The 15,023-nt window shown below is 33.7% G+C and carries 16 protein-coding genes; 10 read left to right on the forward strand and 6 right to left on the reverse strand.

The window, feature by feature from the left end; translation table 11 throughout:
- Positions 1 to 26: 26 nt before the first annotated feature.
- From AC3E9W_RS17725 to AC3E9W_RS17745, 5 genes are all read right to left on the reverse strand, one after another.
- Positions 27 to 980: a phosphoribosylaminoimidazolesuccinocarboxamide synthase gene (locus tag AC3E9W_RS17725; protein ID WP_488769389.1), complete on the reverse strand. Its 954-nt coding sequence runs from the start codon at positions 978 to 980 to the stop codon at positions 27 to 29.
- A 93-nt stretch (positions 981 to 1,073) separates the two neighbouring features.
- A complete protein-coding gene (locus tag AC3E9W_RS17730) occupies positions 1,074 to 1,667 on the reverse strand; it encodes a hypothetical protein (RefSeq protein ID WP_488769390.1) in 594 nt (197 codons plus the stop codon).
- Between the two features lie 112 nt (positions 1,668 to 1,779).
- Positions 1,780 to 2,610, reverse strand: coding sequence for a Cof-type HAD-IIB family hydrolase (locus AC3E9W_RS17735; RefSeq protein ID WP_488769391.1), 831 nt, complete (start codon positions 2,608 to 2,610; stop codon positions 1,780 to 1,782).
- A gap of 137 nt (positions 2,611 to 2,747) precedes the next feature.
- On the reverse strand, positions 2,748 to 3,110 hold the full coding sequence (locus AC3E9W_RS17740) for a DUF1801 domain-containing protein (RefSeq protein ID WP_488769392.1): 363 nt from the start codon (positions 3,108 to 3,110) through the stop codon (positions 2,748 to 2,750).
- A 117-nt stretch (positions 3,111 to 3,227) separates the two neighbouring features.
- Positions 3,228 to 4,178, reverse strand: coding sequence for a PhoH family protein (locus AC3E9W_RS17745; RefSeq protein ID WP_306156511.1), 951 nt, complete (start codon positions 4,176 to 4,178; stop codon positions 3,228 to 3,230).
- Between the two features lie 251 nt (positions 4,179 to 4,429).
- Between AC3E9W_RS17745 and AC3E9W_RS17750 the strand changes: the two genes are divergently transcribed.
- From AC3E9W_RS17750 to AC3E9W_RS17775, 6 genes are all read left to right on the forward strand, one after another.
- Positions 4,430 to 5,257, forward strand: coding sequence for an SAM hydrolase/SAM-dependent halogenase family protein (locus AC3E9W_RS17750; RefSeq protein ID WP_488769393.1), 828 nt, complete (start codon positions 4,430 to 4,432; stop codon positions 5,255 to 5,257).
- Positions 5,258 to 5,447: 190 nt separating this feature from the next.
- Entirely contained in the window at positions 5,448 to 5,744 is a 297-nt protein-coding gene (locus tag AC3E9W_RS17755) for a putative quinol monooxygenase (RefSeq protein ID WP_306156507.1), read from the forward strand.
- A gap of 181 nt (positions 5,745 to 5,925) precedes the next feature.
- Positions 5,926 to 6,651: a gliding motility-associated ABC transporter permease subunit GldF gene (gene gldF, locus AC3E9W_RS17760; RefSeq protein ID WP_488769394.1), complete on the forward strand. Its 726-nt coding sequence runs from the start codon at positions 5,926 to 5,928 to the stop codon at positions 6,649 to 6,651.
- A complete protein-coding gene (gene gldG, locus AC3E9W_RS17765) occupies positions 6,651 to 8,336 on the forward strand; it encodes a gliding motility-associated ABC transporter substrate-binding protein GldG (protein WP_488769395.1) in 1,686 nt (561 codons plus the stop codon). The genes gldF and gldG overlap by 1 nt, the downstream gene beginning before the upstream one ends.
- A 107-nt stretch (positions 8,337 to 8,443) precedes the next feature.
- The gene (gene dnaN, locus AC3E9W_RS17770) at positions 8,444 to 9,562 is read left to right on the forward strand and encodes a DNA polymerase III subunit beta (RefSeq protein ID WP_306156501.1); all 1,119 of its coding nucleotides are present in this window, start codon (positions 8,444 to 8,446) and stop codon (positions 9,560 to 9,562) included.
- Between the two features lie 500 nt (positions 9,563 to 10,062).
- Positions 10,063 to 10,692: a DsbA family oxidoreductase gene (locus AC3E9W_RS17775; protein WP_488769396.1), complete on the forward strand. Its 630-nt coding sequence runs from the start codon at positions 10,063 to 10,065 to the stop codon at positions 10,690 to 10,692.
- Positions 10,693 to 10,778: 86 nt separating this feature from the next.
- Here AC3E9W_RS17775 and AC3E9W_RS17780 read toward each other — a convergent pair whose 3' ends face one another.
- Positions 10,779 to 10,910, reverse strand: coding sequence for a hypothetical protein (locus tag AC3E9W_RS17780; protein ID WP_306156496.1), 132 nt, complete (start codon positions 10,908 to 10,910; stop codon positions 10,779 to 10,781).
- A 226-nt stretch (positions 10,911 to 11,136) separates the two neighbouring features.
- Between AC3E9W_RS17780 and AC3E9W_RS17785 the strand changes: the two genes are divergently transcribed.
- The 4 genes from AC3E9W_RS17785 to AC3E9W_RS17800 all read left to right on the forward strand — a co-directional run bounded on the left by AC3E9W_RS17785 (position 11,137) and on the right by AC3E9W_RS17800 (position 14,570).
- On the forward strand, positions 11,137 to 11,454 hold the full coding sequence (locus AC3E9W_RS17785) for a hypothetical protein (RefSeq protein WP_306156494.1): 318 nt from the start codon (positions 11,137 to 11,139) through the stop codon (positions 11,452 to 11,454).
- Between the two features lie 14 nt (positions 11,455 to 11,468).
- Complete coding sequence (locus tag AC3E9W_RS17790) at positions 11,469 to 11,855, forward strand: YidH family protein (protein ID WP_488769397.1); 387 nt, start codon at positions 11,469 to 11,471, stop codon at positions 11,853 to 11,855.
- A 47-nt stretch (positions 11,856 to 11,902) separates the two neighbouring features.
- Positions 11,903 to 12,907: a ligase-associated DNA damage response exonuclease gene (locus AC3E9W_RS17795; RefSeq protein ID WP_488769398.1), complete on the forward strand. Its 1,005-nt coding sequence runs from the start codon at positions 11,903 to 11,905 to the stop codon at positions 12,905 to 12,907.
- A 61-nt stretch (positions 12,908 to 12,968) separates the two neighbouring features.
- A complete protein-coding gene (locus tag AC3E9W_RS17800) occupies positions 12,969 to 14,570 on the forward strand; it encodes an ATP-dependent DNA ligase (RefSeq protein ID WP_488769399.1) in 1,602 nt (533 codons plus the stop codon).
- The last annotated feature ends 453 nt before the right edge of the window (positions 14,571 to 15,023 follow it).

A 15,023-nucleotide genomic window follows, 5' to 3' on the forward strand; every position in this document is an offset into this window, starting at 1 on the left:
AAATAGTTAGTTTAAACCCGAAATTACTATTTTGAAGAAAGGTAATCTAATACGTTTTTTTCAATACGTTGATCGATATTGTCAATGTCAGCTTTTACAAATTTTTCTCCTAGAATATTCTCGTACAATTCGATATATCTTTCAGAAACAGACTCAATATATTCGTCTGTCATATTTGGAATTTGCTGTCCTTCTTGACCTTGAAAACCATTTTCGATTAACCAGCGGCGAACAAATTCTTTAGATAATTGCTTTTGCTCCTCGCCTTTTGCTTGTCTTTCTGCATATCCTTCAGCATAAAAATAACGAGAAGAATCTGGAGTATGGATTTCGTCAATTAAAACAATAACACCATCTTTTGTTTTTCCGAACTCGTATTTTGTATCTACTAAAATCAATCCTCTTTGAGCAGCGATTTCAGTTCCTCTCTGAAATAGAGCGCGAGTATATTTTTCTAAAACTAAATAATCTTCTTCAGAAACAATTCCTTTTGCTAAAATGTCTTCACGGGAAATATCTTCGTCATGAGAACCATTATCTGCTTTTGTGGTTGGCGTAATAATTGGTTCTGGAAATTTATCATTTTCTTTTAAACCTTCTGCCATAGTAACACCGCAAATTTTTCTTCTTCCTGCAGCATATTCTCTTGCAGCATGTCCTGAAACGTATCCGCGAATAACCATTTCTACTTTAAAAGGCTCACATAAATGTCCAACAGCAACGTTAGGATCTGGAGTTGCAATCAGCCAGTTTGGAACGATATCTTGTGTCAATTCCATAAATTTTGTTGCAATCTGATTTAGGATTTGTCCTTTGTACGGAATCCCTTTTGGTAAAACTACATCAAAAGCCGAAAGTCTATCGGTAGCCACCATTACTAAAAGTTCGTCGTTAATATTATAAACTTCTCTAACTTTTCCGCGGTAAACTGATTTCTGGTTCGGGAAATTAAAATTTGTAGTTGTGATCGTATTACTCATTATCCTTTTGGTTGTGTTGTTTTTTATGAATGCAAATTTAAAACTATTTGACAGAGCAAACAAAGAAAATATTACTTCAATTTAAAGAGGCAATTATTTAAAACTTAAAATGCCTTTTCCAAATGATTTTATGGAGTTGTCTAAATTGCCAAGTGTAGTTTCTGATAACTTTTTTATATGGTTTGTCGAAACAATCAAAATTTGCCCTTGATCTTTGGCTGGCGCATTGGGTACAAAAACCACCGCATTACCGTTTTCATCTTCTTCAATTAAATGAGCTGGCTGCCAGAAATTTCCATTTTTAAGCAGAATAGGCAAATCTGTTACAGGTTTTGGAATAGCATTTCTCTTCAATAATTTTTCTTCCGCTTCTTTCTTATTCTTTTCATAACCTGGCAAAAAAATCATTAATTTTTCGTCTATCCATTCTGTAAAGTGTTTTAAAACAGCCAAACGCATCAAAAAACCACTAAAATAAATTAAAGCCAGTAGAATTATTCCGCCTGCGATATCGGTGGCATATTTTCCTAAAACAAGATCCAATCGCAGCAAATGCGCAAACTTTTCTCCGTAATTCTGAAAGAACTTCCAGACTTTTTCCAGCAAAACAAAAAAAACTAAAAGCGGCAATAAAACCAATGCTCCCGAAATACAATTTCGTTCAACTTGAAGTAAAAATCTTTTCATGGTTTGAAAATTAAGGTTAAAAAAATAAGAGCTAACTCTCTGTGAATTAGCTCTTATAAAAATAACTATAATTTATTATCCAGCAATAAAACTGAATATAAAACATTATGAATTAGGTTGTTGCAAATTCTTTATCTAGAATTTTAGAGGCAATATATTTTGCTACTCCATCTTCGTCGTTGGTATCAATAACTTCTAAATCGGAAAGTTCTTCTTTTAGCGAAGCTGGTGCATTCCCCATAATAAGTCCTTTTCCAGCCGCAGAAAGCATTTGAACATCATTGTAGCCGTCTCCAAAAGCAACTGCTTCTTTTAAAGTGAAACCTTCTTTTTCTAAAACTCTTTCAATAGAAACCGCTTTGTCGATCGATTTGTCCATAAACTCTAAACAAGTCGGCAAGCTAAAAGCATGGTGCAAATGTTCTGAAGAATTTGCTAAAATTTCGTCTTTCAACTTCACTAATTTCTCATGATCTGCACAAGAGAAGAAAATTTTAATGGCAGCAAAATCATCCAAAGCTTTATAATCAACCAATTCTGGACGGTATTTTAATTCTTCTTGAAAAGAATTCAATTTTTCATTCCATTTATTGGTCTGCCAAGTATTTTCTTTAAACAATACAACTGTAATTTCTGGATCGATTTCTACATTTAAAGCCGCTTTTACAACATCACTGTTTAAGTTGAATGCAAAAAGTTCTTCTTTATTTGGCGAATGAATTCGAGCTCCGTTTGAACTTACTAAATAAACGGGAATTTCAAGTTTATCAATGATAGCCATTGCATCCAAATGATGGCGCCCAGTTGCTACCACAATTAAATAGCCTTGATTGTGAAGTTCTTGAAAAATTGTTTTGGTATAGTCTGAAATTCTGTGCTGTGGATTAAGTAAAGTTCCGTCAAGGTCACTTACCACCACTTTTATATTTTTAAGTTTTGTCATCTTAATATTCAAATAGGTATAATTGCAAATTTACGTTTTTAAGCCCGGAAGACCAAAGTTTGAGCCATTTGAAAGCATGAAATAAGGCAAGTTTATTATTTATTTAACTATTTCGTTAAATATTAAGTTTTCGATAATTAAAATTTAATAGTTCCTGATTTATATAAATTTAGTGCTTTTTGAATAACCGTTTCAATTTGTTCTAAAGGCAAATCTTTTTCTGAATCCATCAAAAAAATCTTCATTCTTGATCTATTTTCTTGAATTAAAAATGGCTCATCAAAATGCTTTCCTTCTACAATTCCGATATAAGGCTGATTTAATTTTTTATGAATCCATAAATAGCAGAACATTTTCTTTTTATAGCAAAAAAATGGCATTCCGTATTTTAGAACATTTGTAATTTCTTTATCTTGACGAAGAATGATTTCGCTTAGAGCTAACAAAGTTTCTCTAAATGGTATTTTTGAATTCTCATAAAAATCATCTACTTCTTTCATTTCCAATTAAAATAAAAAAATATTCGTTTTGCACCTTTTAAAAACGTACAAAACGAATATTATTAAATGTTAAAACACAATTCACGATTTACATTTAACATTTCACTAAAATTAGTATTAATCGTGATTTTCGATTTGTTTGTAAGCATCGATAACCTTTTTAACCAATCTGTGACGCACAATATCTTTGTCATCCAGATAAATAATTCCGATACCATCAATGTCTTTCAAAACCAAAAGCGCTTCTTTAAGTCCAGAAATTGTTCTTCTAGGCAAATCGACCTGACCAGGATCTCCTGTAATCATAAATTTGGCATTTTTTCCCATACGGGTCAAAAACATTTTCATTTGCGAATGCGTGGTATTTTGAGCTTCATCCAAGATTACAAAAGCATTATCTAATGTACGTCCGCGCATAAAAGCCAATGGCGCAATCTGAATAATTCCTTTTAAGATATAATCTTCCAATTTTTCATTCGGAATCATATCTCTCAAAGCGTCATAAAGAGGCTGCATATAAGGATCGAGTTTTTCTTTCATATCTCCAGGCAAGAATCCCAGATTTTCTCCTGCTTCAACCGCAGGACGCGTTAATATGATTCTTTTTACTTCTTTGTCCTTCAGCATTTTTACTGCCATTGCAACACCAGTATAAGTCTTACCTGTTCCAGCGGGACCAACAGCAAACACCATATCGTTCTTTTTGATCGTATCCACCAGTAACTGCTGGTTGGGCGTCATGGCTTTAACTATTTTTCCGCCAACACCATGAACTAAAATTTTGTCATGATCGTAAGCTCTTTTTTCATCCTGACCGTCACTCATTATAACACGTTCAATCACATTATCATCAATATTATTGTAACGTGTAAAATGAAGCATTAATCGCTGAAATCTTTTTTCGAATTCGTCTAAAACTTCTTTTTCGCCAAATGCTTTTAAAGTTGTCCCTCGCGCTACGATTTTAAGCTTCGGGTAATACTTTTTAATAATTTCTAAATGGCTGTCTTGCGCGCCCCAAAACTCTTTTGGTGCAATATCTACTAGCTCGATTATTCTTTCGTTCAAATGAAGTAGTTTTAAATTAAATAATTCAGTTATTATTTTAGAGTTGTCGGGTTCTTTTTGTTTCAGTATTCCGTTTTCAATTGTTCTAATTTTCTAAACAAATATAACTGAATACTTAAAGCTATAAACTGATAGTATTTTAACAAATTGTGTTTTCTTTCTTTCAATTTGCGTTTACTATTATTAGCTTTGCATTTCTCAAATTTAATGAAATTTAGATTTAAATACTATCAATAGTTATAAACAAAATTATGTCAATAATTACCCTTACTACAGACTACGGCTTGAAAGATCACTTTGTGGGGTCGCTGAAGGGTAAAATACTTTCTGAAAATCCAGAGGTTCAAATCGTTGACATTTCTCATGACATTGATCCCTTTAATACTGCCGAAGCCAGTTACATTATTGGCGCTGCTTATATGAGCTTTCCAAAAGGAACGGTACACCTTATTGGCGTTGATATTGAGCGCAATAAAGAGAATCAGCACATTGCCATGCAGTGGAACGACCATTACTTTATTTGTGCCGATAACGGAATTTTGAGTATGCTGACGCAAAAAATCGTTCCGCAGAAAATTGTCGCGATCAATATTCACGATCGTTTCCCGATTGAAGCTACCGATTTGGATATTTTTATTCAAGTGGCTTCTCATTTGTCAAAAGGCGGTTTATTGAATGTAATTGGAAAAGAAATTTCAGCCATTAAAGAAGCCACCGAACTCCAAGCTCTTGTTTCTGATGACGGAAATTCTATAAAAGGCAACATCATTTACATTGATCATTTTGGAAACGTGGTTACGAATATTTCTAAAAAGCAATTCTTAGAAATTTCGCGTGGCCGTCCGTATGAAATCCTCATGAAGCCAAAAAGCATCAAAACAATTTTGCCAAATTATTCGGCAATAGCAACTTCTGATAAATATCCGATTAAAACTTACGAAGGCGAAAAATTGGCAATTTTTAACGAAGCAGGTTATCTTGAAATTGCCATTTTTAGAAGCAATCCTTCTAAAGTTGGTTCTGCAAATAGTTTGCTAGGGTTGAATTATCGTGATGTGATTACGATTAAGTTTTCGTAGATACAATTTTAGATTTTAGAGTTCAGATTTTAGATTTATAAATGCTGGAAAATTGGAATTTGGAATTTGATTATTGGAATTTATTTTTTTTTCTAAAAACAACAATCAAATTTGGTATTTTTGCGCACCTGTAAGACTTTAGACTTTCAAAAAATCTAAAATCTGCAATCTCAAATCTAAAATAAAAAGAATGTTTGTCAGAATAGTAAAAATGAGTTTTCACGAAGAAAATATTCCCGCTTTTCTAGAGAATTTTGAATCTATAAAACACAAAATACGAAATGCTGAAGGAAATCGTTTTTTAGAATTATATCAAGACAAAAACAATAAAGAAATATTTTTCACATACAGCTATTGGGAAACTGAAGCCGATTTGGAAAATTATAGAAATTCTGAGCTATTTGATTCAGTTTGGACTTTTACAAAAAAGTTATTCAATGCAAAACCAGAAGCGTGGAGTGTTGATAAACTTGTTAGTTTAGATTAAAAAATTTAACCGCAAAGCACGCAAGGATTTTATCTTTAGATGCTTTTTAAAAACGCTAAGTTCGCAAAGCGTTGTGTAAAAAACTTTGCGAACTTTGCGAACTTTGCGGTTAAAAAAAATAAACACAAAGTAAGGCAACTTGAAACTTGAAACAATAAAAAACTTGAAACAAAATATTTAAATGAAATCAATCATTTTACGAGAAATAAAATCCTTTTTTGGTTCTCCAATTGGCTATTTGGTCATTGCGATTTTCTTAATCAGCAACGGACTTTTTTTATGGGTTTTTAAAGGAGAATACAATATATTAGATACAGGTTATGCCGATTTAACTCCGTTTTTCACTCTAGCGCCTTGGATTCTAATTTTCCTAATTCCAGCCGTAACCATGAGAAGTTTCTCTGACGAAAAAAAACAAGGAACTTTAGAATTATTATTAACCAAACCTTTATCCATCTGGGAAATCGTAAATGGTAAATTCTTTGGTTCATTTTTATTGATCATTTTAGCTATCATTCCAACCTTAATTTATGTAAAAGTAATTTCAGATTTAGGTTCGCCAGAAGGCAATATCGATATGGGAAGCACAATTGGTTCTTACTTCGGTTTATTGTTTTTAATCGCTTCTTATTCAGCAATCGGAATTTTTACTTCTACCCTTTCAGAAAATCAGATTGTGGCTTTTATTATTGCCGTATTCTTATGCTTTTTCTTTTATTTTGGATTTGAAGGATTAAGTTCGCTAATTCCAGGATCAAATGGTTTTATTTCTGCTTTAGGAATGCAAAATCACTTTAAAAGTATGAGCCGCGGAGTCATTGACACGCGTGACGTTATTTACTTTCTAAGCATTGCAATCGCATTTTTGTCTTTTACTGTTTACCAATTAAAATCTTATAAAGCTTAATGAAATCTGCTACCAAACATAATTTAAAGACATTAGGCATCACTATTTTTATTTTAGTTGTTTTAAATGTTCTTGGAACCCTATTTTTTCATCGTTTTGATTTAACCAAAGACAAACGATATACTTTATCTCCAACTTCATTAGGAATTCTAAAACAAGTTCAAAATCCGCTTTCTATAAAGATTTATATGGAAGGCGATCTTCCAGCAGATTTTAAACGTTTACAGCAGGAAACAAAACAATTATTAGAGGAATTTCAAGCTTATAATAAAAATATAGTTTTCGAATTTGTTGATCCGTTAGAAAATGAAGAAGAAAGCGATGAACTTACAAAATCACTTTTCCAAAAAGGATTAACCCCAATAAATATTACCGTTGACGACAAAGGAAAACAATCTCAGGAAATGGTTTTTCCTTGGGCTGTTGCGGTTTATAACGAAAAAGAAGTCAATATTCCATTATTGAAAAACATAATGGGCGCTTCGACTACGCAAAAAGTAATCGGATCGATTCAGCATTTGGAATATTCTATTGCCGATGCTATTAATAAAATCACTAAAAACAAACAGAAAAAAGTTGCGATCATAAGAGGTAACGGCGAATTGAAAGAGATTCATATCGCTAAAATGCTGATGCAAATTAAAGAAAGTTATTACATCGGACCTTTCACTTTAGATTCTGTTGCCAAAGATCCAAACGGAACTTTAAACGCGTTAAAAAAATACGATTTAGCAATTATTTCTAAACCAACAGAAAAATTCTCTGACGAAGAAAAAGAAGTTCTAGATCAGTTTATTATGAATGGCGGAAAAACGCTTTGGCTAATCGATCAGGCGGCTGCCGATATGGATAGCTTATATAATGATATGGGCGCAACTTTGGCGTATCCAAGAGATTTAAATTTGAATGATATGTTCTTCAAATACGGATTCAGAATTAATCCTGAATTGGTTAAAGACGAACAAGGAAGCCCGATAAAACTAGCCACTGGCGAACAAGGAAGTGCAACGCAATATCAAGATTTTATCTGGAAGTTTGCTCCGCAAGTGTATCCGACAAACCAGCACCCGATTGTAAAAAATCTGGGCGGAATTAAATTTGATTTCGCTAATCCGATTGATACTTTGAAAAACGGAATCAAAAAAACGGTTTTACTTCAATCATCTCAATATTCTAAAACCATTGGAACGCCTGTAGAAATTAGTCTGAACATGGTTACCGAAAAAACAACTCCACAAGAATATTTAAACAAAGGCAACAAACCGCTTGCTGTTTTATTGGAGGGTTCTTTCCATTCCGCGTTCGAAAATCGAGTTTTGCCTTTTAAGGACAATTCGTTTACTGCAAAAGGTAAACCGAATAAAATGATTGTGGTTGCCGACGGAGATTTAGCCCGAAATCAATTAGACAAAAATAGAATGCCAGTTGAATTGGGTTACGACCAAAGAACTGGCCAATTATACGACAACAAAGACTTCATCATGAATTGTATCAATTACCTTCTTGATGACACAGGACTTATTAACATTAGAAGCAAAGATGTAGAACTGCCTTTATTGGATAAGGAAAAAGTTTACGAAAGTTACACTTTGACCCAATTCATAACTATCGGAGTTCCAATTCTAATTTTATTGATATTTGGTCTTGTATTCACTTTTGTAAGAAAAAGAAAATACAGCAAATAGATGTTAATAAAAAAATGTAATACTTTGAATAGTTTAAGATATATTTGTAATCCGTATATTTAGACCTTTATTTACTCAAAGGTGCATCAAAAAATAAAATAAAACAGATGAAATTTATAGTATCGAGTTCGTACTTATTAAAACAATTGCAAGTTTTAGGTAGTGTAATCAACAGTAATAATACGTTGCCTATTTTAGACAACTTTTTATTTGAACTAAACAACAATGAGTTGACCGTTTCGGCTTCAGATCTTGAAACAACAATGTCGGCTACATTATCGATCGATTCTACAAGTAAAGGAAGCGTAGCGGTACCTGCTAAACTTTTGCTTGAAATTTTAAAAACTTTCCCAGAGCAGCCGTTAACTTTTACTGTTGAAGATAACAATACGGTAGAAATTAGCTCAAATTCTGGTAAATACGCCTTGGCTTATGCGGCTGGAGAAGAATTTCCAAAAGCTGTAAGTCTTGAAGATCCATCTGTAACGCTTGTTCCTGCAGAAGTTTTGGCAACTGCGGTAAGCAAAACTATTTTCGCAGCCGGAAACGATGATTTACGTCCGGTAATGTCTGGAGTATTCTTCCAGTTCTCACCAGAAGGATTAATTTTTGTTGCTACAGATGCTCATAAATTGGTAAAATATGCACGTACAGACGTAAAAGCTTCTCAAGTTGCAGATTTCATCATGCCTAAAAAACCTTTAAACATTTTAAAAAGTATTTTAGGAACTTCTGACGCAGAAGTAAAAATTGAATACAACGATTCAAATGCGACTTTCTCATTTGACAATTATATTTTAATGTGCCGTTTAATTGATGGAAAATACCCTAACTACGAAGCGGTAATTCCGAAAGAAAATCCAAACAAATTAATGATCGACCGTTCTTTATTCTTAAGTTCTGTTCGTCGTGTTGCGATTTTCTCTAACAAAACTACACACCAGATTCGTTTAAAAATCGCTGGAGCTGAATTAAACGTTTCTGCAGAAGATATTGACTACTCTAACAAAGCAGAAGAAAGATTGACTTGTGATTATCAAGGTGATGATTTGCAAATTGGTTTCAACTCACGTTTCTTAACAGAAATGCTGACTAACCTTCAGTCTGATATGATTATGCTTGAAATGTCTTTACCAAACAGAGCTGGAATTTTGACTCCAGTTGATGGTTTAGAAGAAGGAGAAACAGTTACTATGCTGGTAATGCCTGTAATGTTAAATAGTTAACATTAAAGTTTCTTTCTGTTACAGGGATATTTTTTAGTTTCGAATTAAAGATATATCATTGTAAAAAAAAAGATATCGCTATTAACCAACCATTTTTTATACCTAGAAACCGCAATTCCCATAAAGAGTTGCGGTTTTTTATTTAAGTTATTTTTTGTTGGTTTTGTTTCAGGTTTCAAGTTGATATGCTTTGTGTTTTTTTTCGCAATCAATGTCTAACATAGCCCACGGTTTCAACCGTGGGTACGCAAAGGTTATAATTTTTAAAAGGTTTGCACTTAATAAAAACATAGCCCACGGTTAAAACCGTGGGCTATGTTTTATATTGATTGAGTTTAAAAAATCTTTGCGACTTAGCGCCTTTGCGAGATTCTTTTTTAAAATTTTCTTTGCGAACTTTGCGGTTAAATCTACATAATCAGAGAACTTGAAACTTTAAACTTGAAACCTGAAACTCGAGAACTGAAACAAAAACAAACAAATTTCGCTATCTTTACAATATGAAAATAGAAATTTGGTCGGACATCATGTGTCCGTTTTGTTATATCGGAAAAAGACAATTGGAAACTGCTCTTGCGGTGTTTCCTAATGATGAATTTGAAATTGAATGGAAAAGCTTTCAGCTTGATCCAACGATCACTTCACAGCCTGATATGGATGTTTATACGTTCTTAGCAGAAAGAAAAGGCATGTCAGTTGAACAATCTAAAGAAATGCATAAAAATGTCGCAGAACGCGCTAAAAGTGTTGGTTTAGATTATAATTTTGACAAAGCTGTTATTTCTAATTCCTTAAACGCGCACAGAATCATTCAGCTTGCGAAAACTAAGAATATGGGCGACCGAATGGAAGAAATTTTCTTTAAAGCTTATTTTACAGATGGCAAGGATTTAAATGATGGTCCAACTTTAATTAAATTAGGAATTCAAGCAGGTTTGGAAGAAAATGAAATTAGAGAAGTTCTAGAAAGCGAAAACCTTTTTATTAAAGAAGTGCAAGCAGATATTAAAGAAGCTGCCGAAATTGGAGTTCAAGGGGTTCCTTTTTTTGTATTTGATCGCAAATATGCTGTTTCGGGTGCCCAGCCTATAGAAACTTTTGTAAAAACAATTCAGGAAGTTTTAAAATAAACTTCAATATTATAAAACTTAAAAGCGTGCTGTCTACAATTAAACAGCACGCTTTTATTATTTAGTTTTTTTAATAAACTAAAAAATTAATGACCAGCTCTACCTTTTGAATCATTTGATTTTGTTGTAGTGCTTTTTCCTCTAGTACCAGTTGTTGATCTTTGAGTTTTTCCAGAATCTTTCATTCCAGATTTCGAATCTTTTCTTGAAGTTTCCATAATGTTATAATTTTTTAAATTATTAATATGTACAAAGTTGCAAAATACATAAGTGCTTATTTTACAGAATTATATTTCAGTTTTATAAAATAAAAAGTTACTCAAAAATCGGCTATAAATAAATCTTGTAAGATTAAATGTGAATCATATAAGTTTTTTTAAGTGCTTAATTTTCAAATTTGTATTAACGAATTTGGAAAAACTTACTAATTTAAAATAAGCAGCCATGAGAAAAGATGCCAACAGCCGATACACTGCAGAAATAAATGATTTTAGATGCAGTAAACCTGATCATATTGACACTGCACATGAAAATGAAGCAATGGATACTGAATTTACTTCTGGAGAGAATCCTGATACAAATTACAGATGCAATGACTTATCTGATGACTGTTACGAAATCATAGAAAGCGGATTAAATCTGGCTGAAGACAATACGCCTTTTTCTTCTTATGACGAATCAAATCCGTATGACAGTTACAATCTAGATCAGGAAGATGATAAATACAATTGTCCTCCTTATAGAAATTTTGATCACTACTAATTTGAAAAAACACTATGTCTCCAAAAAATGATCAGGAAATTATGAACGAATATTTGTCTAATGAAAGAACTTTATTAGCATGGATTCGTACTGGAATCGGAATAATGGTTTTTGGATTTGTAGCGGTTAAATTTTCATTATTTCTAAAACAGCTTCCTGCAAAATATATTGCTGAAACTGTCGCGCCAAATAGCAATTACACTATTTATCTAGGAATTGGATTGTTGATTTCTGGTGCGCTAACGATTTTACTTTCTTATCTGCGTTACATTCACACTATCAAACTCTTAAAGAAAGGAAAGTACCAATATTCGACCGCAATGCTTACCTTTATTACCATGATGCTATTTGTGCTAAGCATATCGCTTATAGCCTACTTAATAATAGCAGCCACTACATAAAATATAATTATCTAATTGTCCAAATGTTCTAATTCTCTAATTAAAAAATGAATCAGCCGCTATTACAGTTTAACGATAAAGGAATTTATTGCCAGCAGGCAGATGTTTATCTGGATCCGTGGCGTCCGGTAAAAAATGCAATCATTACGCACGGACATTCTGATCATGCGCGCTGGGGACATGAAAATTATATTACGCATTATTCTAATGTGCCTATTATTAAATATCGTTTGGGCGAAATAAATGTCTCAGGAAAAAACTGGAACGAAACTTTTACGATAAATGGAGTAAAATTCTCTTTTCATCCTGCTGGTCATATTATTGGTTCTGCACAAATAAGAGTAGAATACAAAGGTGAAATTTGGGTTTTTACTGGCGATTATAAAACAGAAGACGACGGAATTTCAGTTCCATACGAAGTTGTAAAATGCCATTCTTTTATAACCGAATGCACTTTCGGACTTCCCGCTTTTAAATGGGAACCGCAAAACGATGTGATGACCGATATTAATAATTGGTGGGCCGAAAATCGCGCGGAAGGAAAAACTTCTGTTCTTTTTGGTTATTCTTTAGGAAAAGCCCAGCGCTTATTAAAATATCTTGATCCAAGTATCGGGCAAATCTACACACATGGTGCGATCGAAAATATGACCAATATTGTTCGTCCGCAAATTGATTTGCCGCCAACAACCAGAGTTACCGTAGAAACTAAAAAAGAAGATTTGTTGGGCAGTATTGTCATTGCGCCTCCAAGCGCGCATGGAAGTTCTTGGATTAGACGAATGACTCCTTTTGTAACAGGAACAGCAAGCGGCTGGATGGCTTTTCGCGGAGCAAGACGAAGACGCGCCGTTGACCGAGGATTTGTTTTAAGCGATCATTGCGATTGGACAGGATTACTGGAAAGCATTAAAGCAACCGGAGCAGAAAAGGTTATCTGCACTCATGGTTATTCAGATATATTTTCGAGATACCTTAGAGAACTTGGTTACGATGCGCGAACAGCTCACACACAATATGATGGAGAAACGAATGACACTGATGAATTATGAGTTATGAATTATAAATTCAACTCATAACTAATAACTCATAACTCATAATTTATAATTCAAAATGAAAAACTTTGCCGAACTTATAAAAACCTTAGATAGTTCTAATAAAACATCGGTAAAAGTTGATGCGCTGACTCATTATTTCCTGAAAGCAAGCGATGAAGACAAAGTTTGGACCATTGCTATACTTTCTCATCGCCGTCCTCCCCGACCAGTCAATACTACTTTATTGCGTTTATGGGCAAACGAACTTGCCAACATTCCGCTTTGGCTGTTTGAAGAAAGTTATCATATCGTAGGTGATTTGGCCGAAACTATTGCGCTTGTTATTCCGACTACAAAGGAACATTCCGATAAAAGTCTTACCGAATATTTACAAGAAATAATTGCTTTAAAAAAGAAAACAGATTTAGATAAAAAGGAATATTTACAGACCAATTGGCTGAATTTAAATTATTACGAACGCTTCGTTTTCACTAAATTAATTACAGGCAGTTTCAGAATTGGTTTAAGTCAGAAGTTGATGACAAGAGCACTTTCTAAAGCTGAAAATATTGACGAAGACACGCTTGCTTACAAATTAATGGGTGATTGGAATCCGAATACGGTTACGTTTCAAGAATTGATTTTAGACGAAAAAAGCAGCGATTATTTATCTAAACCTTATCCTTTTTATTTGGCTTATCCTATTGAAGGCGAACTAGAAAATCTTGGAAATCCTGAAGATTGGAGTGCCGAGCATAAATGGGATGGAATACGATCTCAAACTATCATTCGCGATAATGAAATTTATGTCTGGAGCCGTGGCGAAGAATTGGTGACCGACAAATATCCAGAATTTAGCTCTTTCTTAGGCGTTATTCCGAACGGAACTGTTATTGATGGTGAAATTCTTCCCTTCATAGACAATCAAATTGGGACTTTCAATGATTTGCAAACTAGAATTGGACGCAAAAATGTTTCTGCTTCGGTTTTAAAGAAAACTCCCGTAATTATTAAAGCTTACGATTTATTAGAATGGCAAGGAAATGATATTCGAAATCTGCCTTATGAACAACGACGAAATTTATTGGAAGAACTTTTTACGACTTTACTAGGAAAAGATATTCCGTTACAGCTTTCAGAAAGAGTTACTTTTTCGACGTGGGAAGATATTACAAACGAAAGACTTAAATCTCGCGAAATGAAAAGCGAAGGTTTAATGCTGAAACGAAAAGATTCTCCGTATTTGGTTGGAAGAAAAAAAGGCGATTGGTGGAAATGGAAAATCGAACCTTTAACAATCGATGCAGTCCTCACCTACGCCATGCGCGGCCACGGACGACGATCGAACTTATTTACCGATTATACTTTTGCGCTTTGGCAGGAAAACGAAAACAACGAACGCGAACTCGTCACTTTCGCGAAAGCGTATTCTGGCTTAACAGATGCCGAATTTAGAATGGTAGATGATTTCATTAAAAAAAATACTTTAGAGCGATTTGGGCCTGTTAGAAGTGTTACGCCAAAATTGGTTTTTGAAATTGGTTTTGAAGGAATTGCAATTTCAAAAAGGCATAAAAGCGGTGTTGCAACGAGATTTCCTAGAATTTTAAGATGGCGTCATGATAAAAAAATTGAGGAAGCTAATTCAATAGAAGATTTGAAAAGTATGATTGTTTGATGATTTTCTTTAAACACATAGAGACATAGTTTTAGAGGATGGTCAAAAGGCGTTTCACTGGGTTTGAATGCAAATAGTACGCTTGTCCTCCTGAGCGGAGTCGAAGCACACGTTAGAAACTCCACAATCAAAATCGCCAATCTTTGTAGAGCTACTTGCGTGTCCTTCGACTTCGCTCAGGAAGACAAAAGATGAAGAATAAATCAATGTAAAACAAAAACTTTGCGACTCAGCGACTTTGCGAGATTAATAAAAAACTCCGTGCCTTAGCTACTTTGTGGCAAAAGATAAAAATCTGTAAAGATTGTCGACTTAGATTGTCGAGCTAATTATGTGCCCTTCGACTCCGCTCAGGATGACAAAAAATGAGAATAAATCAGTGTAAAACAAAAACTTTGCGACTCAGCGACTTTGCGAGATTAAAAAAAAATCGTGCCTTAGCGACTTTGTGGC

The sequence above is a fragment of the Flavobacterium sp. 38 genome (genome assembly GCF_057799715.1).

What these genes read in the sequence shown, in the direction of transcription:
- AC3E9W_RS17750 (WP_488769393.1), top strand. Translation starts at nt 4,430, where the DNA reads ATGTCAATAATTACCCTTACTACAGACTACGGCTTGAAAGATCACTTT.
- AC3E9W_RS17730 (WP_488769390.1), bottom strand. Translation starts at nt 1,667, where the DNA reads ATGAAAAGATTTTTACTTCAAGTTGAACGAAATTGTATTTCGGGAGCA.
- AC3E9W_RS17790 (WP_488769397.1), top strand. Translation starts at nt 11,469, where the DNA reads ATGTCTCCAAAAAATGATCAGGAAATTATGAACGAATATTTGTCTAAT.
- AC3E9W_RS17735 (WP_488769391.1), bottom strand. Translation starts at nt 2,610, where the DNA reads ATGACAAAACTTAAAAATATAAAAGTGGTGGTAAGTGACCTTGACGGA.
- gldG (WP_488769395.1), top strand. Translation starts at nt 6,651, where the DNA reads ATGAAATCTGCTACCAAACATAATTTAAAGACATTAGGCATCACTATT.
- AC3E9W_RS17725 (WP_488769389.1), bottom strand. Translation starts at nt 980, where the DNA reads ATGAGTAATACGATCACAACTACAAATTTTAATTTCCCGAACCAGAAA.
- AC3E9W_RS17755 (WP_306156507.1), top strand. Translation starts at nt 5,448, where the DNA reads ATGTTTGTCAGAATAGTAAAAATGAGTTTTCACGAAGAAAATATTCCC.
- AC3E9W_RS17785 (WP_306156494.1), top strand. Translation starts at nt 11,137, where the DNA reads ATGAGAAAAGATGCCAACAGCCGATACACTGCAGAAATAAATGATTTT.
- AC3E9W_RS17740 (WP_488769392.1), bottom strand. Translation starts at nt 3,110, where the DNA reads ATGAAAGAAGTAGATGATTTTTATGAGAATTCAAAAATACCATTTAGA.
- AC3E9W_RS17795 (WP_488769398.1), top strand. Translation starts at nt 11,903, where the DNA reads ATGAATCAGCCGCTATTACAGTTTAACGATAAAGGAATTTATTGCCAG.
- dnaN (WP_306156501.1), top strand. Translation starts at nt 8,444, where the DNA reads ATGAAATTTATAGTATCGAGTTCGTACTTATTAAAACAATTGCAAGTT.
- AC3E9W_RS17780 (WP_306156496.1), bottom strand. Translation starts at nt 10,910, where the DNA reads ATGGAAACTTCAAGAAAAGATTCGAAATCTGGAATGAAAGATTCTGGA.
- AC3E9W_RS17775 (WP_488769396.1), top strand. Translation starts at nt 10,063, where the DNA reads ATGAAAATAGAAATTTGGTCGGACATCATGTGTCCGTTTTGTTATATC.
- gldF (WP_488769394.1), top strand. Translation starts at nt 5,926, where the DNA reads ATGAAATCAATCATTTTACGAGAAATAAAATCCTTTTTTGGTTCTCCA.
- AC3E9W_RS17800 (WP_488769399.1), top strand. Translation starts at nt 12,969, where the DNA reads ATGAAAAACTTTGCCGAACTTATAAAAACCTTAGATAGTTCTAATAAA.